Below are 23,368 nucleotides of genomic sequence, written 5' to 3' on the forward strand. Positions count from 1 at the left end.
TTCCGTTTTACAGTACGCAGGCTTGGCGCATGGCCGCTTCGACTGTGGGAATGGCCTCGCTGCTCATGGGTTCCAGCGGCAGGCGAATACCGGATGCGATCAGTCCCATGCGCGCTAGTGCCCACTTGGATGGAATCGGGTTGGGTTCGATAAACAAATGTTTATGCAGGCCTTGCAGGCGATCATTGATTTCACGCGCGGCGTGACAGTTGCCGGCGCGGGCGGCGACGCACAAGGCACTCATCGCATGGGGCGCAATATTGGCGGTGACGGAAATGACGCCGTGGCCGCCGCACAGCATAAAGGCCATGCCGGTCGGGTCGTCACCGGAGTACAGGGCAAAATCGGCAGGTGCGCGGCGAATCAGATCGCAGGCGCGGCCGATGTCACCGGTTGCATCTTTCAGCCCCACAATATTGGGAATCTCGGCCAGCTTGAGCGCCGTGTCATTGCTCATGTCGGCAATCGTGCGTCCAGGCACGTTGTACATGATTAGAGGAATATCAACGGCTTCTGCAATCGTGCGGTAATGCTGGTAGATGCCGCTTTGGGTTGGTTTGTTGTAGTAGGGTACAACCGAAAGGGTCATGTCTGCGCCCAGCTCTTTGGCGTGGCGTGACAATTCAACCGCTTCTGCCGTGCTATTGGCGCCAGTGCCGGCTACGACAGGAATGCGTCCTGCTGCGTGACGGATGACGGCTTGTACCACTGCAAGGTGTTCGTCTACTGTCAGGGTGGCGGATTCGCCGGTGGTGCCTACCGCGACAATACCGGCGCTGCCGTTGTCGATATGGAAGTCAACCAAATTAGATAGGGAATCGAAATCAACCTGGCCATCCTCGAACATCGGAGTGACCAGGGCTACCAGGCTGCCTGTTAGCATAGTGAGGCCTATATTTTTTGATGGCAAAGGCTTCAGATTGTAGCGGAATTCGCTACGCGGGCAAAAGGGCATATGCATAGCTGTTGCGGATGGTTTGGTGGCGGGGATTTGTGCTAGAATCCTCCGTTTTTCCGGTACTTACGGCCAATCGGCTCAAGGATGCAAGCGTGATTACCACTAGTAGCATTACCATGCAGTTCGGCGTGAAGCCGCTGTTCGAAAAAGTTTCGGTCCGTTTTGGCGAAGGCAACCGTTATGGTTTGATCGGTGCTAATGGCTCGGGCAAGTCGACGTTCATGAAAATTCTGGGCGGCGATCTGGAGCAGACTTCGGGTGAAGTCTCTATTGAGTCCGGCTTGCGTCTGGGTAAATTGCGCCAGGATCAATTTGCCTATGAAGACCAGCGCGTCATCGATGTCGTGTTGATGGGCCACACCGAGATGTGGGCCGCGATGAGCGAGCGCGATGCGATCTATGCCAATCTCGAGGCGACCGAAGAAGATTATATGCATGCGGCAGAGCTTGAAGCCAAGTTCGCCGAATACGATGGTTATACCGCCGAAGCGCGTGCAGGCGTATTGCTGTCTGGTGTGGGTATTCCACAGGATCAGCATTTCGGCCCGATGAGCGCGGTTGCGCCAGGCTGGAAGTTGCGCGTGCTGCTGGCTCAGGCTTTGTTCTCTAATCCGGACATCCTGCTGCTGGACGAACCAACCAACAACCTGGATATCAACACCATCCGTTGGTTGGAAAATGTGCTCAACGAGCGCAATGCCACCATGATCATCATTTCGCATGACCGTCACTTCCTGAATCAGGTGTGTACGCATATGGCGGATCTGGATTACAACACTATTCGTATTTATCCGGGCAACTACGACGACTATATGATCGCGTCGACCCAGGCACGCGAACGGCAGTTGTCCTCCAATGCCAAGGCCAAGGACCGGATTCAGGAGTTGCAGGAGTTTGCTGCGCGCTTCTCGGCCAACAAGTCCAAGGCTCGTCAGGCTACCAGCCGTTTGAAGCAGGTAGACAAACTCAAGTCCGAGATGGTCGAGGTCAAGCCCTCCAGTCGCCAGAGTCCGTTTATCCGCTTTGAGATGGATGACAAGTTCAAGCTGCATCGTCAGGCTGTTGAGACGCATCAGCTGTCCAAGGCTTACGACGACAAGATCTTGTTCAAGAATCTCGACCTGATTCTCGAAGCTGGCCAGCGTCTGGCGATTATCGGTCCTAACGGTGCCGGTAAAACCACGCTGATCAAATTGCTGGCAGGTGCCTTCTCGCCCGAGCTGGCCGAGGGCATTACTGCCGATTACGGTACGGTGAAGTGGGCCGAGAAGGCCCAGCTGGGCTATTTTGCCCAGGATCACGAGGCCGAGTTTGATTCCGATGCGACCCTGTCCGAGTGGATGCGCGAATGGGGGCAGGAAGGTGATGACGAGCAAGTGATTCGTGGCACCCTGGGGCGTTTGCTGTTTGGCAGCGATGATGTGACCAAAGCGGTGCGTGTGCTGTCCGGTGGCGAGAAGGGACGCATGCTGTATGGCAAGCTGATTCTGCAAAAGCCGAACGTAATGATCATGGACGAGCCGACTAACCATATGGACATGGAGTCGATCGAAGCCTTGAACATGGCGCTGGACAAGTATAAAGGCACGCTGATTTTCGTGTCGCACGACCGCCAGTTTGTCAGCTCGCTGGCAACCCAGATTCTTGAGCTCGATGGCAATGGTGGTTACGACTACTATATGGGCGATTACGAGGCTTATCTGGAAAGCAAGGGCATCGAGTAAGCGTATTTGCTGGCTTTGTGCTCAGTCACTAGCTGCGGTTAGCTGATGGCGTCATTCCGTATTTTCACACGGGGTGGCGCCACTTTTTTATGTGTATGTTGCGTTTGGTCTGTCATTTCGAGCGTTTGCTTTACCGTTTTTATGCTATGGGATATATTGCGGTGCACAAGTTACGCCTCTTAATGTCGTGTGCTGCAAGCGAGTACAAAACCAAAAAATATGACCACAGTGCAGTTATGCAAAGGTCGATGGAGGGCGTGCCAGATAGTCTGGCCATCCTGTATGCGTGTACAAAGGAAAAACCATGCGTTTGAAAGATAAAGTTGCCATTATCACCGGTGCTGCCAGCGGTATCGGCAAGGCGACGGCCGAGAAATTTGTACGTGAAGGTGCGATTGTAGCGGTTTGTGACTTGAGCATTGAAGCGGTCAGCACTGTCGTTGAAGAGCTCAAGCTCGCGGGTGGACAGGCAGTAGGTTATCGGGTCAATGTCACCGACAAGGCTGAAATTGCAGCCATGGTAGCTGACCTTAAGGCGCGCTATGGCCGTATCGATATTCTGGTTAATAACGCCGGTATCGTGATGGATGCCCAGTTGGCCAAAATGAGTGATGACCAGTTCGACAAGGTGATCGATGTCAACCTGAAGGGCGTTTACAACTGTGCCAAAGCCGTGGTTGATACCATGATCGAGCAGGGCAGTGGCGTGATCCTGAATGCTTCGTCCGTTGTTGGTGTCTATGGCAACTTTGGCCAGACCAACTATGCAGCGACCAAGTTTGGCGTGATCGGTTTTGTTAAAACCTGGGCCAAAGAACTGGGCAAAAAGGGTATTCGTGCCAATGCGGTATGTCCGGGCTTTGTAGCGACGCCGATTTTGCAGGCCATGCCGGAGAAGGTCATTCAGGCGATGGAAGACAAGGTACCGATGAAGCGCATGGCCGCTCCGGAAGAAATTGCCAATGTATATGCTTTCCTCGCATCCGATGAGGCCAGCTATATCAATGGTGCCGCGATTGAAGTGACCGGTGGTCTGACGCTTTAATTTCGCCCGTGCGTATAAATGAATGCCCCGCCGTTTACGGCGGGGCATTTTTGCATCCGAACAGGCTCAGTCGTCTGCCGGAAAGCGCGGGTCATGTGCTAATAGTGCGGCCTCTACCTGTTTGCGCTGCAGATGGGGCGCGAACAGTTCGATCAGCGTATAGGCAAAGCCACGCAGATAGGCATCTTTGCGTATGCCTATCTTGGTGGTCGAGGGAGCGAATAAATGGGCCGCATCGATGGCTACCAGTTTATTGTCGCGTTCGGGCTCGAAGGCCATGCTGGCGATAATGCCGACACCCAGACCCAGCCCGACATAAGTCTTGATGACATCGGTGTCGATGGCGGTCAGTACGACGTTCGGAGTGAGCTCGGCATTGGCAAAAGCTTTATTGATTTTTGAGCGCCCGGCAAAGGCAAAGTCATAGGTAATGATGGGGTAGGCGGCGATGTCTTGTAGCGTCAAGGGGTGTGTCAAACGGGTGAGTTCATGCCCTTGTGGCACGACAATGCTGCGGTTCCACTGGCAGCATGGCAGCATGGCCAGCTCTTTGTAGAGCTCGATACCTTCGGTCGCAATGGCGAAGTCGGCCTCGCCGGCGACAACCATTTCACAGATCTGGGTCGGACTGCCTTGTTTGATGGAGAGTCTGACCTTGGGGTGACGTCGCACAAACTCGGAAATCACCGACGGCAATGCATAACGAGCCTGGGTATGGGTAGTCGCGATGGTCAGCGAACCTTCGGACTCGCGTGAAAATTCTTCGCCTACGCGCTTGAGATTCTTGGCTTCATGCAAGATGCGCTCGGCGATACGCAGGATTTCCTTGCCTGGCTCCGATACCGCCACCACACGTTTGCCGTTGCGGATAAACACCTGTATGCCCAACTCGTCTTCCAGCAGACGGATCTGCTTGGAGATACCCGGTTGCGAGGTATGCAGCTTTTCCGCCGCCTCTGACACATTCAACCCTTGCTTGGCGACTTCAACCAGATAGCGCAGTTGTTGCAGCTTCATGCCCCGCTTCCTTTTTATAAAACCAGATGGAATTAGATATTAGCACGATATTCTTTAAAGTTTATAAGTCAATTGGGTAGCATGCTGTCAGAAGCCGCTGAGGAAAAGCCTGATGAATCTGGAAAATAAACTGTCCCATACCCGTGCCTTATTGCAGGAGATCGCTGCAAACGAGGCCTCGGTGGTACTGGCCAATAGTCTGGGCGCCGAAGATATGGTGCTGACCGACTTGATTGCTGATATGTGCTTGCCTATCGGCATTTTCAGTCTGGATACCGGGCGCCTGCCTGCCCAAACATATGATTTGATGCAGGTGATGGCAGAGCATTATCCGGCTTATCCCTTGCAGGTTTTTTTTCCTGACACCCAGGCGACCGAGACATGGGTGGCGCAGCATGGCATGAATGCCTTTTACCAAAGTGTCGAGCTGCGTAAAGCCTGCTGTGAGGTACGCAAGCTGCAGCCTTTGCGCCGGGCGCTCGCCGGGCATTCCGCATGGGTGACCGGCTTGCGGCGCGAGCAATCGGTCACCCGGTCGGATATGTCCGAACGAGAGCCGGATACGGTACATGGCTTGATGAAATACAGTCCCTTGCTTGATTGGAGCGAGGCCGATGTGTGGGCATATATCCGCCAGCATGGCGTGCCTTATAACGCGCTGCATGACCAGCACTATCCTTCCATCGGTTGTGCACCTTGTACGCGCGCCATTTCCGCTGGCGAAGATGTGCGCGCCGGGCGCTGGTGGTGGGAAAACCCAGAATCTAAAGAGTGCGGCTTGCATGGCAAGGTGAGTTTGCTTAAATCGGCCTCGGCCTGAGCCGCACCCGGAGACATATATGTATCGATATGATGAAGTGGATGCCCGCATTGTGGGCGAGCGGGTGGCGCAGTTTCGCGACCAGACCCGGCGCTTTCTGGCTGGGGAATTGTCCGAAGAAGAGTTCCGCCCTTTGCGTCTGATGAATGGCCTGTATATACAGCGCCACGCACCGATGTTGCGGGTGGCTATTCCTTACGGGCATTTCAATAGCCAGCAGATGCGCAAGCTGGCGCATATTGCCCGCACCTACGATAAAGGCTATGCCCACTTTACCACCCGGCAAAATGTCCAGTTCAATTGGCCGGCGCTGGAGAGTGTGCCGGATATTCTGGCCGAGTTGGCGGATGTTGAAATGCACGCAATCCAGACATCGGGTAACTGCGTACGCAATACCACCACCGATGCCTTTGCCGGCGTAGCCGCTGACGAGCTGCTGGATCCGCGCCCCTGGTGCGAAATCATCCGCCAGTGGAGCACCTTGCATCCCGAGTTTGCCTATCTGCCGCGTAAGTTCAAGATTGCCGTCTCCGGCGCTCTGGAGGATAGGGCCGCAACCTGGGTGCATGATATCGGGTTGCAGGTGGTCAGGAATGCCGACGGCGAAGTGGGTTTTCGCGTACTGGTGGGAGGGGGCTTGGGGCGCACCCCGGTAATCGGCGAGCAGGTGCGGGCGTTTTTGCCGGGCGAGCACCTGCTGACTTATCTGGATGCCGTACTGCGCGTCTACAACCGCTTTGGCCGGCGCGACAACAAATACAAGGCGCGCATCAAGATTCTGGTCAAGGCGATGACGGTAGAGGGGTTCGCGGCCAAGGTTGAGGATGAGTGGCAGCATTTGAAAAATGGTGCGGCGACCTTGCGCGCGCAGGATATCGCGCACTTTGCCAGCTTCTTTACTGAACCGGCTTATGAGACATTGCCTGCCCATCCTGCCGAGCTGACGGCCGCCATGGAAGCGCATCCTGCTTTTGTGCGCTGGCTTGAGCGCAATACCCGTGCCCACCGGCAACCGGGTTATCGCGCCGTGGTGTTGTCATTGAAAAAAACCGGCGTACCACCCGGTGACATTACGGCCGAGCAAATGGATGCAGTGGCCGGGATGGCCGAGCGCTTTGGTTTTGGCGAGATCCGTGCCGCCCACGAGCAGAACCTGATTCTGCCGGATGTGCGTGAGCAGGATCTGTTCGCCTTGTGGACCTTGGCGCGCGAGTGGGGTTTTGCTACGCCGAATATCGGTTTGTTGACCGATATCATTTGCTGCCCGGGCGGTGACTTCTGCGGTCTGGCCAATGCCAAGTCTATTCCGGTTGCCGAAGCGATACAGCGCCGCTTCGATGATCTGGATTATCTGCATGACCTGGGCGAGATTGATTGCAACCTGTCCGGTTGCATCAATGCCTGCGGTCATCACCATATCGGTCATATCGGTATTCTGGGGGTCGATAAAAATGGTGAGGAGTGGTACCAGATTACGCTGGGCGGTAGTCAGGGCAATCAGGCATCGCTAGGCAAGGTGATCGGTCCTTCGTTTGCCCAAGCCGATATTCCGCAGGTCTTCGAGAAGATTCTGGGGGTTTACATCACCGAGCGCCAGACGGGTGAGCGCTTTATCGAGACGGTACGGCGTATTGGCCTTGTGCCCTTTAAGGAGTCGGTCTATGCGCAACATCATTAAAAACGGGCAGGTGACGGCGGACGAGTGGCTGCTGGTGCGTGAAGACGAAGGCTTATGGCCGGCACAAGATGTGATCGTTCCGCTGGAGGCTTGGCTGTCGGCACGTTTGGCACATCCTCACCGTGCTGCGCCCTGGCTTGCGCCGGATACGGATATGGCCATATTGCTGCCCCATCTGGCGGATGCATCTTTAATTGCCATTGATTTTCCCGCGTTCACCGATGGCCGCGGCTATAGCCTGGCGCGCCTGCTGCGCGAGCGTTATGGCTATAGCGGAGAATTGCGTGCGATTGGTGATGTATTGCAAGACCAGTTATATTACCTGCACCAAAGCGGTTTTGACAGCTTTGCCATACGGGAAGACAGGGATGCGGCTCAAGCACTGGCCGCGCTGCAAGACTTCTCTGATGGTTATCAGGTTTCCTGGCGTCGCGCCGAACCTTTATTTAAGCGTATTTTTTAAACATGCATGTCAAAGCTAAAGTCATTGAGAAAATCGGTATTTACTAATTTTGTTGTTTTTATGCCATAGATGGCACGGTTTGAGGGCCTAGCGAGTTGACACTATGTAAATGTGTTTATATAGTGCTAAAGCCTTGCATATTGAATTTTGCACGCTAGAGTGATGAAGGTGTCTCACCATCCATTAAAGGCAAGCGAGGCACTTTTGATACTGGCTTTTAAAGAAAAGGGAAGTTTAAGATGATCAAACAGCTCAAAGTAAGTGCCTTGCTTGGCGCCCTGCTGGTTTCCACCAGCGCATTTGCCGCTCACCCAGGCTACCTGGATGACCAAGCAACTGACAAAGTCGTACGTAACAACTACGGCGAGTGCTGGAGAACTGCATCTTTCGACAAGGCCAAAGACGGTCTGGTTGAGTGTGGTGATCGCGAAGCCGTTAAGGCCGTTGTTGCACCGGTAATGGTTCTGGTACAGGAAAAGATTTCCCTGTCGGCTGACGTATTCTTCAACTTTGCCAAGGCTACCCTGCGTCCTGAAGCCAAAGAAGAGCTGGGCCCGCTGGTTGAAAAGCTGAAGGCCAATGGCGACAAGCTGCAATCGGTTGAGCTGGCTGGTTACACCGACTTCTACGGTTCCGACAAGTACAACCAGAAGCTGTCGCAAGAGCGTGCTGACACCGTGCGCACCTTCCTGGTTGAGAACGGCGTTGCTGCAGAGAAAGTAACGGCAGTAGGCAAGGGCAAGGCTGCTGACGGCCTGACCCAAGAGTGCAAGGCCAAGAAGCTGAAGACCCAGGCTGAAATGAAGGCTTGCGTTGCTGGCGATCGTCGCGTTGACGTGACCATCAATGCCATGAAGGAATCCATGATTGAACAGAAGTAATTCTGTTTTTATCTGATAAAAAGCCCTGCTCATGCAGGGCTTTTTTGTTTTGCCGGCAAGATGGCGCACTATCTTGCGTAAAGCCGCCATTGCTTGTGGTGCAAGGCTGGACGCTGGTAAGCGTCGACCGCTACAATCAAAGGCTTTCAGGGCAAAGGGCGGCAATGCAGGTATATTTCGGAGATCCCCGTCGCTTTGGTTTGCCCGGGTGTGCGCTGACCATAGGCAACTTCGATGGTGTCCATCAGGGGCACCAGAATATGCTCAAGCGCCTGCGTGCCGAGGCCGATCTGCGTGGACTGCCTAGTGCCGTGCTGACATTCGAGCCGCACCCCCGAGAATTTTTCAGCCGCGAGGCTCCACCGGCACGCCTCTCTACCTTGCGCGACAAGCTGGCCGAGCTGGAAGCCTCGGGCTTGGTGGATGTTGTGTTTGTCTATCGCTTCAATCATGCGTTTGCCCGCATGGGGGCGCAGGCATTTATCGATGAGGTGCTGGTCGGCGCATTGAATACCCGCTATTTGCTGATAGGGGATGATTTCCAGTTCGGTGCCAAGCGTAGTGGAGATTTTGCCCTATTGTGTGCTTGTCCGCACTTTGTGACCGAGGCCATGCCTTCGGTACTGGTCAAGGGCGAGCGCGCATCCAGTACGCGGGTGCGTGCGTGTCTGGCCGCGGGTCATCTGGATGCCGCCGAACATTTGCTGGGTCATTCTTACCAACTGTCCGGCCGGGTCATGCATGGCCGCAAACTTGGGCGCACGCTGGGTTTTCCCACCGCCAATATCCATTTGCCGCACCGCAAGCCGGCGCTGGAGGGGGTGTTTGTGGTCGAGGCCGAAACGGCCGATGGTGTATGGGGCGGCGTGGCCAGCCTGGGGCGCAACCCGACGGTCAGTCAAAGTGAAGATTACAAGCTGGAAGTGCATCTTTTCGATTTTGCTGGCGACTTGTATGGCCAGCGTATGACGGTGCGCTTCCTGAAAAAACTGCGCGATGAAGCGCGCTATGATGATTTGAATGAGCTGGTAGCCCAGATAGAGCAGGATGCTAGCAGCGCACGAAGCTATTTGAACAATTTGCAGCGAGAACAGGCATGAGCATCGATTACCGTAAGACCGTCAACCTGCTGGATACGCCATTCCCGATGCGGGGTGATTTGGCCAAACGTGAACCCGCCTGGGTCAAGCGCTGGCAAGAAGAAAAGCGCTACGACAAATTGCGCAAATTATGCGCGGGGCGGCCGAAGTTCATCCTGCATGACGGCCCACCGTACGCGAACGGCGATATTCATATCGGTCACGCCGTCAACAAGGTGCTCAAGGACATTATCGTGCGTTCGCGCACCCTGTCCGGTTTTGATGCGCCCTATGTACCGGGTTGGGATTGTCATGGCCTGCCTATCGAGCTGATGGTGGAAAAGCTGCATGGCAAGGAGATTCCTGCTGCCAAGTTCCGCGAGCTGTGCCGCGAGTACGCCAAGGAGCAGATTGCCCGCCAGAAGAAGGATTTCATCCGTCTGGGCGTCCTGGGCGACTGGGAAAACCCCTATCTGACGATGGACTTCAAGACCGAAGCCGATATCGTGCGCACCTTGGGCAAGATCAACGACAACGGCTTCCTGTTCAAGGGCGAGAAGCCGGTGCACTGGTGTATCGAGTGCGGCTCGGCCTTGGCCGAAGCGGAAGTCGAGTATGAAGACAAGGCATCGCCGGCGATCGATGTCGCTTTTCCGGTTGCCGATAGCGCCCGTCTGGCCGAAGCATTCGGCGTAGCGGATGCCGCCAATGCCTATGCCGTGATCTGGACCACCACACCGTGGACCTTGCCTGCCAACCAGGCGGTATCGGTTAGCCCGACCCTGACTTACCAGTTGTTCGACACGGTCAAGGGCAAGCTGATTCTGGCCAAGGATCTGGCCGAGTCCGCGCTGGCGCGTTACGGCTGTGCCGACGCCACGCTGCTGGCCGAAGTGGCGGGTGAAAAGCTGGACATGCTGATGCTGTCCCATCCGTTCTACGCCCGTCAGGTTCCGGTCATTCTGGGTGACCATGTGACGACGGATGCCGGTACCGGCTTGGTGCATACCGCGCCGGCGCATGGTCTGGAAGACTTCCAGGTTGGCCGCGCCTATGGCCTGCCGGTGGAAAATCCGGTCATGGACAATGGCCGCTATACCTCGGCAACCGAATTCTTTGCCGGCATGAGCGTCTGGGAGGCCAACCCTGCCGTGGTCGCCTTGCTGCAAGAGAAGGGCGTACTGCTGGCCAATATCAAGCTGCTACACAGCTATCCGCATTGCTGGCGCCACAAGACCCCGATTATTTTCCGCGCGACCGCGCAGTGGTTTATCGGTATGGAAAAACCGGGCAAAGAAGGCGAAACCTTGCGTGCCCGTGCCCGCCGTGCAGTGGAAAGCACCGAGTTCTTCCCGGCTTGGGGGCGTGCGCGTCTGGAATCCATGATAGGTAACCGTCCTGACTGGTGCGTATCGCGCCAGCGCAGCTGGGGCGTGCCGATGACCTTCTTTGTACACAAGGAAACCGGCGAGCTACACCCTCGCTCCGGCGCTTTGCTGGAAGAGGTTGCGCTGCGTATCGAACAGCAGGGCATCGAAGCCTGGTTTAGTCTGGATGCGAAAGATCTGCTGGGCGCCGAGGCTGAAGACTACAAGAAACTGTCCGATACGCTGGATGTGTGGTTTGACTCGGGTTCTACCCATTTTGCCGTACTCAAGCAGCGTCCTGAGCTGGCTTGGCCGGCTGACTTGTATCTGGAGGGTTCCGACCAGCACCGCGGCTGGTTCCAGAGCTCTTTGCTGACCGGCTGCGGCACGATAGGCCGCGCGCCTTACAAGCAGTTGCTGACCCACGGCTTCGTGGTGGACGGCAAGGGTCTGAAGATGTCCAAGTCCAAGGGCAATGTGGTCGCGCCGCAAAAGGTCAACGACAGTCTGGGCGCCGATATTTTGCGCCTGTGGGTGGCATCGACCGATTACTCGGGCGAGCTGGCCATTTCGGATGAAATTCTCAAGCGGGTGACCGAGAGCTATCGCCGCCTGCGTAATACCTTGCGCTTTTTGCTGGCCAACCTGTCGGATTTCGATCCGCTGCAGGATGCCGTACCGTTTGGCCGCCTGCTCGAGCTGGATCAGTACGCCATTTTGCTGGCCAAGAATGTGCAGGACAAGGTGGCCGGTGACCAGTACAGCCGTTATGCCTTCCATCAGGCCATGCAGGAAATCGTCGGTTATTGCTCCGAGGATATGGGCGCCTTCTATCTGGACGTGATCAAGGATCGCCTGTACACCATGCAGGCCGATAGCGCCGGCCGTCGCAGTGCCCAGACCGCGCTGTACCACATCACGCGTAGTTTGCTGCTGCTGCTGCAACCGGTACTGTGCTTTACCTCGGACGAGGCATGGCAGGTGTTGACCGGCAGCGAGGAAGAGTCGGCGCTGTTCCATTGCTGGCACGAATTCCCGCAGCTGGACGATGGCGCAGCCCAAGCCTTGCAGGCCAAGTGGAGCCGCATCCGCGAGCTGCGCGCACAGGTCAACAAGGATGTCGAAACCTTGCGTGGCGAAGACAAGCTGGGTTCGTCCTTGCAGGCCGAACTGGACATCGTGGCGGATGAGGCGTTGTTCCCGCTGCTGTCCAGTCTGGGCGACGATCTCAAGTTCGTGTTTATCGTGTCGCGGGTGCGCTTGAGTGCCGGCGATGTGACCACGGTTAAGGTGTCGGCGGCGGATCACGCCAAGTGCGACCGTTGCTGGCACTACCGCAGCGATGTGGGCACGCATGCGGGTCATGGCCATGTCTGCGGGCGTTGCGTGGAAAACATCGACGGCAAGGGCGAGGTACGCAGCTATGCCTGATGTTGCCGGTGACACGGCGGTGACTGAGCGGGGCACAAGGCAAGGCAGCCTGGTCTGGTTTGCCCTGGCGCTTGCCATTGTGGTGCTGGACCAGCTCAGCAAGACCTGGTTCAACACCGAGTTCCACTTTGGCGAGGTGAGGGAAGTCATTCCCGGCTTCTTCAACTTCACCTTACTGTATAACCCGGGGGCGGCGTTCAGCTTTCTGGCGGATGCCGGCGGCTGGCAGAAGTACTTTTTCACGGCGCTGGCGTTCGGGGTATCAGGCTGGCTGGGCTGGAATATCATCAAGAAGCGCTTTAGCATGCTGATGAACCTGGCTGCTGCCTTCATCATGGGCGGCGCCATCGGTAATGTGATAGACCGCATGATTCATGGTCATGTGATCGACTTCATCCAGCTGCATTATTACCAGAGCTGGTATTACCCGGCATTCAACCTGGCGGATTCCTTTATCTGCGTCGGGGCGGTGCTGATGGTAATAGACAGTTTCCGGCACCCCGCCGGACAGTGATGACCGAGGGCCGGCTTGCCGGCCCTTCTTGCATGGAAAGTGAAAAGAATGACGAAGACCATCATGCTGGCCAATCCGCGCGGCTTTTGTGCCGGGGTCGACCGGGCTATCGCCATCGTCGAGAGGGCGCTGGAAATATACGGTGCCCCGATTTATGTGCGCCATGAGGTGGTGCATAACCGCTTTGTGGTGGAAGGCTTGCGCGACAAGGGGGCTGTGTTTATCGAGGATCTGGCCGATGTGCCCGCCGGTGCCACGCTGATTTATTCGGCGCACGGCGTGCCATTGTCGGTACGCGCCGAGGCCGAAGCCAAGGGGCTGAATGTGTTTGATGCCACGTGCCCTCTGGTGACCAAGGTGCATGTCGAGGTCAAGCGCATGCGCGAAGCCGGCATGGATATCGTCATGATAGGGCACAAGGGCCACCCCGAAGTCGAGGGCACCATGGGGCAGGCCGACGGCGGCATGTATCTGGTTGAGAGTGTCGATGATGTGGAACGCCTGCAGCTTAGCCGTCCCGAAGCCTTGTCCTATGTCAGCCAGACCACCTTGTCGGTGGACGAGACGCGCGACATTATCGCGGCGCTCAAGGCACGCTTTCCGGCAATTGTCAGTCCGAAAAAAGACGATATCTGCTACGCCACGCAAAACCGGCAGGATGCGGTCAAGGCCATGACCGAGCAGTGCGACCTGATTATCGTGGTTGGTTCACCGGCCAGCTCCAACTCCAACCGCCTGCGTGAAGTGGCCGCCCTGCGCGGTGTCGAAGCCTATATGGTGGACAACGCGAGCGAGCTCAAGCAAGCCTGGTTTGCCGGCAAAGAGCGGGTCGGCGTCACGGCCGGTGCCTCGGCCCCCGAAGTGCTGGTGGCGGCGGTCATCCAAGCGATCCGTGCACTGGGGCTGGATGTGGTCGAGGAGTTGCCCGGGGTCGAGGAGAAAATCAGTTTCCCGCTGCCGGCGGCCTTGCGCGTCTGAGACCGGATCTTGCTATTTGGGTAGAGCCGCCGTAATGGCGGCTTTGTCGTATCCGGGGGATTGAAATGCCGGCGCCTTGTCCCTACCTCTAGGCTATTGTTGACCACCTGTCCGAGACAAGCATGAGCGCACAGAAAGAAACCCTGGGTTTTCAGACCGAAGTCAAACAGCTGTTGCAGCTGATGATTCACTCCCTGTATTCCAATAAGGAAATATTCCTGCGCGAGCTGGTGTCCAATGCGTCCGACGCATCCGACAAGCTGCGCTTCGAGGCCATCGCCCAGCCCGCGCTGCTGGAGTCCGACCCCGAGCTCAAGATCCGCATCGCTTTTGACAAGGATGCGCGTAAGCTGACGATCAGCGACAACGGTATCGGTATGACGCGTGCCGAGGTGATCGAGCATATCGGCACCATTGCCAAGTCGGGCACCAAGGCTTTCTTCGAACAGCTGACCGGCGACGAGAAAAAAGACGCCAGCCTGATCGGCCAGTTCGGTGTGGGCTTTTATTCGGCCTTTATCGTTGCCGATAAGGTTACGCTGACGACCCGCCGCGCGGGATGCCTCGAGAGCGAGGGGGTGCGCTGGGAGTCGGAAGGCCATGGCGAGTACACGCTGGAAAACGTGGACAAGGTTACGCGTGGCACCGATATCGTGCTGCACCTCAAGGACGGCATGGACGAGTTTCTGAACGACTGGCGTTTGCGCCAGATCGTGCGAACCTATTCCGACCATATCTCGCTGCCGATCGAGATGCAGAAGTCCGCCAGCTTTGATGAGGATGGCAAGGAAATTGTCAGCGAAGAATTCGAAGCAGTGAATCAGGCTTCCGCCTTGTGGAGCCGTAGCAAGAACGATATCTCCGACGAGCAGTACCGCGAATTTTACAAGCATGTGGCGCACGACTTTACCGACCCTCTGGCATGGAGCCATGCCCGGGTTGAAGGGCGCCAGGAATATACCGAGCTCTTGTACATTCCGGCACGTGCACCGTTCGATCTGTACGAGCGTGAACGCAAGCAGGGCATCAAGCTGTATGTGCGCCGCGTGTTCATCATGGAAGACGCGCAAAAGCTGATGCCGCACTACCTGCGTTTCGTGCGCGGGGTGATCGACTCGGCCGACCTGCCGTTGAATGTGTCGCGCGAGATCCTGCAGGAAAGCAAGGATATCGATGCGATCCGCGCCGGTTGCGTGAAGAAGGTGCTGGGCTTGCTGGATGATCTGGCCGCCAACGATGCCGACAAGTACAAGACCTTCTGGGGCGAGTTTGGTCAGGTGCTCAAAGAGGGCGTCGGAGAAGACTTTGCCAACAAGGCGCGTATCGCCAAGCTGCTGCGTTTTGTTTCAACCCATGAAGACAGCGCCGAGCCTGTCGTCTCGCTGGCCGACTATATCGGCCGGATGAAAGACGGCCAGGACAAGATCTATTACATCACGGCCGATAGTTATGCTGCAGCCGTGGGTAGCCCGCACCTTGAAGTGTTCCGTAAGAAAGGTGTGGAGGTGCTGCTGCTGATCGATCGCGTCGATGAGTGGGTGACGGCCAGCCTGACCGAGTTTGAAGGCAAGGCGCTGGTGTCTGTCGCCAAGGGCGAGCTGGATCTGGGTGCACTGGAGGACGAGGCGGACAAGGCCGCACAGAAAGAAGCCGAGGAAAGCGCTCGTCCGCTGGTTGAGCGGGTCAAGACCTTGCTGGGCGAGCAGGTGCAGGATGTGCGTGCCACCTTGCGTCTGACCGACAGCCCTGCGTGTCTGGTGGTCGGTGAGAACGAGATGAGCAGCCATCTGGAGCGTCTGCTTAAGCAGGCCGGGCAGGATGTGCCGGTTTCGCGCCCGGTGTTGGAGGTGAATCCCGAGCATATGCTGGTCAAGCGTCTGGCGAGCGAAAGCGATGACGCGCGCGCAGCAGATTTGGCGCATGTATTGTTTGACCAGGCGCTGCTGGCCGAGGGCGGCAAGCTGGAAGATCCGGCCAGCTTCGTTAAGCGCATCAACCGTTTGATGCTGGAGTTGTCTGCCTGAGTCTGAGAACCTGTTCACGATCTGCTGCGCATCGACGATACGGCGTTGAAAAAGGCTTCGAAATGCTCATGTACCACTTGTACATTCCGCCTTCTCAGCCGTTTTCGCCTTGTCTCGCCCTCGCTCGCGAGATCGTGAGCACGCTCTGATGGACATGACGCAAAAAGCCGCCCGGGTTTAGGGCGGCTTTTTTGTGCCTAGCGGCGTAGCGGATAGCGGTTGATAAAGCGCAACTCGCTTGGGTAGGGATAGAAATCTTCGATAAAGCCCGCGCGTATCCGTTCCTGGCGTTGCTGCCAGAAGTCGATATCCAGCAGGTCGCGGTGATGCTTGAGAAAGACGCGGCGTACATCCGCGTCACCCAGCAAGAAAGTAGCGAACTCCTCGGGGAACACATCGTTGCGCTTGACCGGATACCATACCTCGCCCGACATCTCCATCTCCGGATTGGGCGCAGGCGGAATGCGGCGGAAGTTGCAATCGGTCATGTATTCGATTTCGTCGTAATCGTAGAAGATGACCCGGCCATCGCGGGTGACACCGAAGTTCTTGAATAGCATGTCACCGGGGAAAATATTGGCCATCGCCAGCTCTTTGATGGCCGTGCCGTATTCGCGAATGGCGCGTTCTTTTTCTTCCGGCGGGCAACTCATCAGATACAGGTTCAGCGGCTTCATGCGCCGCTCGATATACAGATGCTTGATCACCAGACGGTTGTCGTCTTCTTCTATCAGCGAGGGAGCCAGTTGGCGCAGCTCGTTTAATAGCTCGGCACTGAAGCGCGCCTTGGGGAAGGCCACATTGGAAAACTCCAGCGTATCGGCCATGCGTCCGACCCGGTCATGGTGTTTGACCAGCAGGTATTTGCGCTTGACCGTGGCGTGGTCGACTTCTTTGGAGCTGCCGAATACATCCTTAATCAGTTTGAAGACATAGGGGAAGGAGGGCAGGCTGAAAACCAGCATCACAAGTCCCCGTATCCCCGGCGCAATATCGAACTGATCATTCGAGTGCGACAGATGCTGCATAAAGTCGCGGTAGAAGATGTTTTTACCCTGCTTTTGCAAGCCCAGCATGGTGTACAGTTCGGCCTTGGTCTTGGACGGCAGCATGGAGCGCAAAAACTGGATATAGCCGGATGGGACTTCCATATCGACCAGAAAGTGGGCGCGGCTGAATGAGAACAGTATGCTGATCCGCCATGGCTCGAGCAGAATGGTGTCCAGATAGAGCTTGCCGTTGCTGTCATGCAGAATAGGGATGGCAAAGGGGTAGGTCTTGCCGCCGTTAATGACCTTGCCAAAGATATAGGCGGTCTTGTTGCGGTAGAAAGCCGAGTGCAAGACCTGGATTTGCAGACTGGTTTCTGCCGCCGGCCATTGCCCGCCCAAGTGTTCGTGTGCCTGACGGATGATATGGCCGAGATCCCGTGCCAGATTGGCGAAAGGACGTTGCCAGCCATAGTCACGCACAATCTGACGCATGGCATGGCGCAGCCCGCCGGTCTTGGGGTAGTAGCTGCGCCAGGTTGGTGGATCGGATTCGATATATTCGGTCGAAACCGCCGGACGGACGAAGATGAAATCGTTATTGAAATAGTCGCGGTGCAGAATACGGCAGAACACCGAGTTGAAGAAGGTTTCGGCCAGTTCCGGTTGCTTATGGTTGGTCAGCAGGCCGATGTAGTACAGCTTGGCCTGCTGCCAGATTTCATCATCCAGCAACTCGGCGTGCAGTTCGTGCTGCAGGCGGGAAACAGTTTCCTCGACGCGTTCATCGTAAAACTGGATGCGGTCGCGGATGGCTTTCTGTATGCCTTGCCAGTTGGCGACTTCAAACAGTGTCTTGGCTTCATGGCTGCTGGCGCGAAATAGCCGGTAGTGCTTGTCAAAGCCTTGAATCAGCGCTTCGGCAATTTCGCGCGCAACCGGGTTGTAGTATTCGGGTATCTGCATGACCGCGCCTTATCCGGGTAAGAGGCGGGCAAAACAGGGGGTCAGCTTTTTTTGCGCAGCAAGAAGGGCTTGCGTGGTGTGCTATGTCTGGCCTGACCTGATTTGCCTGTCGTTGAAATGCCTTTAGCATGCTGCACTTGCGGCAAATCTTCAAGCGCGACAGCAAGCTTGCGCCATTCACCCGGCTTCAGGTCTTCAATATGCCATGGCCCAATAGCGACCCGCACCAGACGCAGGGTCGGCAGGCCGACCTTGGCGGTCATGCGCCTGACCTGACGGTTTTTGCCTTCGCTGATAATGATTTCCAGCCAGGCATCGGGCACGGTTTTGCGAAAGCGTACCGGCGGGGTGCGCGGCCATAGTTCGGGTGCCTCGATGCGGCGCACTTGGGCCGGGCGAGTGGTGAAGTCTCCCAGATCGACGCCCTGACGCAAGGCTTCCAGTTGTTCTTCACGGATTTGCCCTTCGACCTGTACCCAATATGTTTTGGGGAGCTTGAAGCGCGGGTCGGCAATACGTTGTTGCAATTTGCCATCACCGGTCAACAGCAGCAGACCCTCGCTATCGGTATCCAGACGCCCGGCAGGATAAACGCCGGGCAATGGCATGCAGCTTTTCAACGTCGGATGCTTTTCGTGTTCGGAAAATTGGCAAATAACGCCATAGGGTTTATTTAACAGGACAAGTTCAGTCATTTGGTCTAGCTGTAAGCGATGAATTTCAGGATAATAACAAGGATGAGGTGGCACCCGTGATAAGAAAGCCCCGACGAAGGCAAGACCGCCCCTCTGAATGCGTTGTGCACGCAATCTGCGCGGGCTAGACCCTTGCAGATGGCTTAGATGGGGGTAGCCTCTGCACCCATCTTGGCGTCAAGCCTGACCGCACCCGTATCTCTAAAATTGCAATCAACCCATGATGGAGTAGGCATGAGCGATCAATCCCTGATCAAGGTTCCTGCAGCAGGTCAGAAAATCATCCCGGGGCAAGCTGTCCCCAATCATCCGATCATCCCGTTTATTGAAGGCGATGGCATCGGTGTAGACATTACTCCGGTGATGATCAAGGTCATCGATGCTGCCGTAGAAAAAGCCTATCGTGGCGAGAAAAAAATCCACTGGATGGAAGTGTATGCCGGTGAAAAATCAACGCGTCTGTATGGCCCGGATGAGTGGCTGCCTGCCGAGACTTTTGCTGCGTTGAAAGAATTTGCCGTTTCGATCAAGGGCCCGATGACGACGCCAGTTGGCGGCGGCATCCGCTCCTTGAACGTGGCCCTGCGTCAGGAGTTGGATCTGTACCAGTGCGTGCGTCCGGTGCAGTACTTCAAAGGCGTGCCTTCGCCGCTCAAGAATCCGGAGCTGACCAATATGGTCATCTTCCGTGAAAATACCGAAGATATTTACGCCGGTATCGAGTGGTCGGCCGAGTCCGAGGCGGCCAAGAAAGTCATCGCCTTCTTGCAAGAAGAGATGGGCGTGAAGAAGATCCGCTTCCCGGAAACCTCCGGCATCGGCATCAAGCCGATCTCGATCGAGGGCACGACCCGTCTGGTGCGCGCTGCGCTCAAGTACGTGATCGACAACGACCGCAAGTCGCTGACGATTGTGCACAAGGGCAATATCATGAAGTTCACCGAAGGTCTGTTCCGTGATACCGCTTATAAAGTGGCACAGGAAGAGTTCGGCGCAGAGCTGATTGACGGCGGCCCATGGTGCAAGTTTGTGAACCCTAAGACCGGTCGCGACGTGATTGTGAAGGATGCGATCGCCGACGCCTTCTTGCAGCAGATCCTGCTGCGTCCGGCTGAGTACGACACCATCGTGACCACTAACCTGAACGGCGACTACATTTCCGATGCGCTGGCAGCTCAGGTGGGCGGTATTGGTATCGCACCAGGCGCCAATATTTCCGACCAGTATGCCGTGTTTGAAGCGACCCATGGCACTGCGCCTAAATATGCAGGTCTGGACAAGGTTAACCCGGGTTCGCTGATTCTCTCCGCCGAAATGATGCTGCGTCATCTGGGCTGGGTTGAAGCTGCCGACTTGGTGATCAAGTCCATGGAGGCTGCGATTGCCGACAAGCAGGTCACCTATGACTTTGCTCGTTTGATGGATGGTGCGACCGAGGTGAGCTGTTCTGCCTTTGGTGACGCGATGATTGCCCGCATGTAAGTCTGGGCTCTTGCCGAAAAAATGGCTCGCCTTTGCGGGCCATTTTTTCGTCTACGATGAGTAGGGCAGGTACAACAAAAAACCCGCCTTCACTTGGAAGACGGGTTTTTTCATCCGGCAACCCGGCGTGAAGCCAGGCAGCCTGCAAACCGGATTAAGCGGCTTGGATGTTCGAAGCTTGCTTGCCTTTAGGGCCCTGAACGATGTCAAAGCTTACGCGTTGACCTTCTTTGAGGGTCTTGAAGCCTTGCATATTGATCGCAGAGAAGTGTGCGAACAGATCTTCGCCGCCTTCGTCTGGAGTAATGAAGCCGAAGCCCTTCGAATCATTGAACCATTTAACGGTGCCAAGTGCCATTATACTTCCTTAACATACGGTAACAGGCTGGTGAGGCCAGACAACAAAAGCAAACGCCGCATCGGCTTCATTCCGATGGCAAAGCATAAGCCAAGCACCAGCCACTATTTCTACCCAATAATGCCCATGGCGTCAAGAATATTTGTATGTATGTCATTTGGGGTTGAAAAAACGTGGTATGCAGCCACTATTAATTGAAAGACGCAAAATTTGCGGAAAGCCAACATGTCTACGCAGTATAAGGATGACGTTCTTCTCGAGGCGTCTCGGGTTCGCGCCGTTCCTCCACCTTTGTTTAAAGTTCTATTGTTGAACGATGATTTCACTCCGATGGATTTTGTTATCGAGGTGTTGGAGCAACTTTTCAGCATGGACCGGGAGCAGGCCACACGGGTCATGCTACAGGTGCACCAGCGAGGGCGTGGTGTCTGTGGTATTTATACCAAGGATATTGCGGCAACCAAGGTTGAACAGGTGTTGCAATTTGCACGAACGCACCAGCATCCGCTGCAGTGTGTGATGGAGGAAAACTGATGATCGCCCAGGAACTTGAAGTCAGCCTGCATATGGCATTCATGGACGCAAGGCAAAAGCGGCACGAATTCATTAGCGTCGAGCATCTGCTGCTTGCGATGATAGACAACCCCTCTGCGGCCGAGGTTTTGCGCGCTTGCGGCGCAAATCTGGAGCAGCTGAAAAAGCAGCTTGGCGATTTCGTCGACGAGCATACGCCGGGCGTGCCTGGAGACAAGGAAGTGGAAACCCAGCCAACCTTGGGCTTCCAGCGCGTGATCCAGCGTGCCATTTTGCATGTGCAGTCTTCCGGCAAGAAAGAAGTCACCGGCGCCAATATTCTGGTGGCCATTTTTGGCGAGAAAGATTCGCACGCGGTGTATTACCTGCACCAGCAGGGCATCTCGCGGTTGGATGTCGTCAACTATATCTCTCATGGCATTTCCAAGCAGCGCTCGCAGCCTGATGCCCAAGCGCGGGAGAATAATCCCGAGGCTGAGGGGGAGGAGGTCGCAAGCGGGCCGGGCGGCGCGCTGGAAAGCTATACCCAGAACCTGAACCAGCTGGCGCGCGAAGGCAAGATCGATCCTCTGATCGGACGCGAGGCCGAGCTTGAGCGCACCATCCAGATTCTGTGCCGTCGGCGCAAGAACAATCCACTGCTGGTCGGGGAAGCCGGGGTGGGTAAAACAGCGATTGCCGAAGGCTTGGCGCGCCGTATCGTGAATGAAGAGATTCCGGAAGTGTTGGCTCAGGCCACCGTCTATTCGTTGGATATGGGGGCCTTGCTGGCGGGCACCAAATACCGTGGCGATTTCGAGCAGCGCCTGAAGGCGGTGATCAAGCAGCTGACCGAAGACCCGCAGGCCATTCTGTTTATCGACGAGATCCATACCCTGATCGGTGCAGGTGCAGCTTCAGGCGGGACGCTGGACGCATCCAATCTGCTCAAGCCTGTCTTGTCCAATGGCCGTTTGCGCTGCATTGGTGCGACGACGTACAACGAATACCGCGGCATCTTTGAAAAAGATAATGCGCTGTCGCGCCGCTTCCAGAAGATCGATGTCAGCGAGCCTACCGTGGCACAGACTATCGATATCCTGAAGGGGCTGAAGAGCCGCTTCGAGGCACATCATGGCGTGCGTTACACGATGGCGGCTTTGGTGACGGCTGCCGAGCTATCGGCGCGCTATATCAATGACCGCCACCTGCCGGACAAGGCAATAGACGTCATCGACGAGGCGGGCGCTGCGCAGAAAATCCTGCCCAAGTCGCGGCAGAAGAAAGTCATCAACAAGGGCGAGATCGAGGAGGTGGTGGCGAAAATTGCCCGCATCCCGCCCAAGACGGTTTCGACGGATGACCGCAATGTGCTGCGCAATATCGAGCGTGACCTGAAGAACGTCGTGTATGGGCAGGATAAGGCCATCGACAATCTGGCGACCGCGATCAAGATGAGCCGCTCGGGTCTGGGTAATCCGCAAAAGCCTATCGGCTCTTTCCTGTTCTCCGGGCCGACCGGGGTGGGGAAAACCGAAGTCGCGCGCCAGCTGGCATTCGTGCTGGGGGTTGAGCTGATCCGCTTCGATATGTCCGAATATATGGAGCGCCATGCGGTATCACGCCTGATTGGTGCGCCTCCTGGCTATGTCGGTTACGAGCAGGGCGGGCAATTGACCGAGGCGGTCAACAAGCATCCGTATGCAGTGCTGCTGCTGGACGAGATCGAGAAAGCGCATCCCGACATTTTCAATGTGCTGTTGCAGGTGATGGACCACGGCACCTTGACCGATAACAACGGACGCAAGGCGGATTTTCGCAATGTGGTGATTATCCTGACCACCAATGCCGGTGCCGAATCGCTGTCCAAGCCGAGTCTGGGCTTTACCGATAGCAAGGCGGCAGGGGACGAGATGGCGGATATCAAGCGTCTGTTCAGCCCCGAGTTCCGTAACCGGCTGGATGCCATCGTGCCGTTTGCGCGGCTGGATGAGAAAATCATCCTGCAGGTGGTCGACAAATTCCTGCTGCAGCTGGAGCAACAGCTGCACGAGAAAAAAGTCGATATCCACTTTACCGATGCACTGCGCCAGCATCTTGCCAAGCATGGTTTCGATCCGCAGATGGGGGCGAGGCCGATGGCACGCCTGATTCAGGATTGCATCCGCAAGGCTTTGGCTGACGAGCTTTTGTTCGGCCGGCTGGCCAGTGGCGGGGAAGTCACGGTGGATGTGGATGCCGGGGATAAAGTCGTGCTGCAATTCGCCGAGGATGCCCTGCACGCAGAGCCGGCATAAAGCACGCCTGGCCAGAAAAAAGCCCGCGAATTTCGCGGGCTTTTTGTTGTTCTGCGGGCTTGGCGAGCAGCAAAAACCCCCGCCCGAAT

General features: G+C 56.2%; 19 protein-coding genes. 14 read left to right on the top strand and 5 right to left on the bottom strand.

Features of this window, described 5'->3' with window-relative positions:
* Nucleotides 1-7: 7 nt before the first annotated feature.
* Nucleotides 8-883 (bottom strand): 4-hydroxy-tetrahydrodipicolinate synthase, encoded by an 876-nt coding sequence (gene dapA / locus M3P88_RS14455; RefSeq protein WP_249616703.1) that lies wholly within the window; start codon nt 881-883, stop codon nt 8-10.
* Between the two features lie 167 nt (nt 884-1,050).
* Here dapA and M3P88_RS14460 point away from each other — a divergent pair, with 167 nt between their 5' ends.
* Complete coding sequence (locus M3P88_RS14460; RefSeq protein ID WP_249616704.1) at nt 1,051-2,682, top strand: ABC-F family ATPase; 1,632 nt, start codon at nt 1,051-1,053, stop codon at nt 2,680-2,682.
* 304 nt (nt 2,683-2,986) lie between these two features.
* Nucleotides 2,987-3,727: a 3-oxoacyl-ACP reductase FabG gene (gene fabG, locus M3P88_RS14465; RefSeq protein WP_249616705.1), complete on the top strand. Its 741-nt coding sequence runs from the start codon at nt 2,987-2,989 to the stop codon at nt 3,725-3,727.
* Nucleotides 3,728-3,793: 66 nt separating this feature from the next.
* On the opposite strand, the gene cysB is transcribed toward fabG, so the two are convergent.
* Complete coding sequence (gene cysB, locus M3P88_RS14470) at nt 3,794-4,744, bottom strand: HTH-type transcriptional regulator CysB (RefSeq protein ID WP_249616706.1); 951 nt, start codon at nt 4,742-4,744, stop codon at nt 3,794-3,796.
* A 112-nt stretch (nt 4,745-4,856) separates the two neighbouring features.
* Here cysB and M3P88_RS14475 point away from each other — a divergent pair, with 112 nt between their 5' ends.
* The 9 genes from M3P88_RS14475 (at nt 4,857) to htpG (ending at nt 15,979) form a co-directional block, all read left to right on the top strand.
* Nucleotides 4,857-5,564 (top strand): phosphoadenylyl-sulfate reductase, encoded by a 708-nt coding sequence (locus M3P88_RS14475; protein ID WP_249616707.1) that lies wholly within the window; start codon nt 4,857-4,859, stop codon nt 5,562-5,564.
* Nucleotides 5,565-5,583: 19 nt separating this feature from the next.
* Entirely contained in the window at nt 5,584-7,242 is a 1,659-nt protein-coding gene (locus tag M3P88_RS14480; RefSeq protein ID WP_249616708.1) for a nitrite/sulfite reductase, read from the top strand.
* Complete coding sequence (locus M3P88_RS14485; protein WP_249616709.1) at nt 7,226-7,705, top strand: DUF934 domain-containing protein; 480 nt, start codon at nt 7,226-7,228, stop codon at nt 7,703-7,705. Before M3P88_RS14480 ends, M3P88_RS14485 begins: the two co-directional genes overlap by 17 nt.
* A gap of 239 nt (nt 7,706-7,944) precedes the next feature.
* Nucleotides 7,945-8,586 (top strand): OmpA family protein, encoded by a 642-nt coding sequence (locus tag M3P88_RS14490; RefSeq protein WP_249616710.1) that lies wholly within the window; start codon nt 7,945-7,947, stop codon nt 8,584-8,586.
* Nucleotides 8,587-8,750: 164 nt separating this feature from the next.
* Nucleotides 8,751-9,686 carry a bifunctional riboflavin kinase/FAD synthetase gene (locus tag M3P88_RS14495; RefSeq protein ID WP_249616711.1) on the top strand — a complete coding sequence of 312 codons (936 nt, stop codon included), beginning with the start codon at nt 8,751-8,753 and terminating at the stop codon, nt 9,684-9,686.
* Nucleotides 9,683-12,463, top strand: a complete 2,781-nt coding sequence (gene ileS, locus M3P88_RS14500) for an isoleucine--tRNA ligase (protein WP_249616712.1) — start codon at nt 9,683-9,685, stop codon at nt 12,461-12,463. The genes M3P88_RS14495 and ileS overlap by 4 nt, the downstream gene beginning before the upstream one ends.
* Nucleotides 12,456-12,977 carry a signal peptidase II gene (gene lspA, locus M3P88_RS14505; protein ID WP_249616713.1) on the top strand — a complete coding sequence of 174 codons (522 nt, stop codon included), beginning with the start codon at nt 12,456-12,458 and terminating at the stop codon, nt 12,975-12,977. The genes ileS and lspA overlap by 8 nt, the downstream gene beginning before the upstream one ends.
* 48 nt (nt 12,978-13,025) lie before the next feature.
* A complete protein-coding gene (gene ispH, locus M3P88_RS14510) occupies nt 13,026-13,955 on the top strand; it encodes a 4-hydroxy-3-methylbut-2-enyl diphosphate reductase (RefSeq protein ID WP_249616714.1) in 930 nt (309 codons plus the stop codon).
* A 122-nt stretch (nt 13,956-14,077) separates the two neighbouring features.
* Nucleotides 14,078-15,979, top strand: a complete 1,902-nt coding sequence (gene htpG, locus M3P88_RS14515; RefSeq protein WP_249616715.1) for a molecular chaperone HtpG — start codon at nt 14,078-14,080, stop codon at nt 15,977-15,979.
* A gap of 197 nt (nt 15,980-16,176) precedes the next feature.
* Here the strand turns inward: htpG and aceK are convergent, their stop codons facing one another.
* Both aceK and M3P88_RS14525 read right to left on the bottom strand, forming a co-directional pair.
* Nucleotides 16,177-17,934: a bifunctional isocitrate dehydrogenase kinase/phosphatase gene (aceK, locus tag M3P88_RS14520; RefSeq protein WP_249616716.1), complete on the bottom strand. Its 1,758-nt coding sequence runs from the start codon at nt 17,932-17,934 to the stop codon at nt 16,177-16,179.
* Nucleotides 17,935-17,975: 41 nt separating this feature from the next.
* A complete protein-coding gene (locus M3P88_RS14525) occupies nt 17,976-18,629 on the bottom strand; it encodes a pseudouridine synthase (RefSeq protein WP_249616717.1) in 654 nt (217 codons plus the stop codon).
* Nucleotides 18,630-18,863: 234 nt separating this feature from the next.
* Here M3P88_RS14525 and icd point away from each other — a divergent pair, with 234 nt between their 5' ends.
* Entirely contained in the window at nt 18,864-20,111 is a 1,248-nt protein-coding gene (gene icd, locus M3P88_RS14530) for an NADP-dependent isocitrate dehydrogenase (RefSeq protein ID WP_249616718.1), read from the top strand.
* A gap of 154 nt (nt 20,112-20,265) precedes the next feature.
* On the opposite strand, the gene M3P88_RS14535 is transcribed toward icd, so the two are convergent.
* Complete coding sequence (locus M3P88_RS14535; RefSeq protein WP_124736364.1) at nt 20,266-20,469, bottom strand: cold-shock protein; 204 nt, start codon at nt 20,467-20,469, stop codon at nt 20,266-20,268.
* Nucleotides 20,470-20,694: 225 nt separating this feature from the next.
* On the opposite strand from M3P88_RS14535, the gene clpS reads away from it, so the two are divergent.
* Both clpS and clpA read left to right on the top strand, forming a co-directional pair.
* The gene (gene clpS / locus M3P88_RS14540) at nt 20,695-21,003 is read left to right on the top strand and encodes an ATP-dependent Clp protease adapter ClpS (protein ID WP_249616719.1); all 309 of its coding nucleotides are present in this window, start codon (nt 20,695-20,697) and stop codon (nt 21,001-21,003) included.
* On the top strand, nt 21,003-23,279 hold the full coding sequence (gene clpA / locus M3P88_RS14545) for an ATP-dependent Clp protease ATP-binding subunit ClpA (RefSeq protein ID WP_249616720.1): 2,277 nt from the start codon (nt 21,003-21,005) through the stop codon (nt 23,277-23,279). Before clpS ends, clpA begins: the two co-directional genes overlap by 1 nt.
* The last annotated feature ends 89 nt before the right edge of the window (nt 23,280-23,368 follow it).

Origin of the sequence: Craterilacuibacter sp. RT1T (assembly GCF_023502145.1) — a bacterium.
Lineage (GTDB): Bacteria > Pseudomonadota > Gammaproteobacteria > Burkholderiales > Chromobacteriaceae > Craterilacuibacter.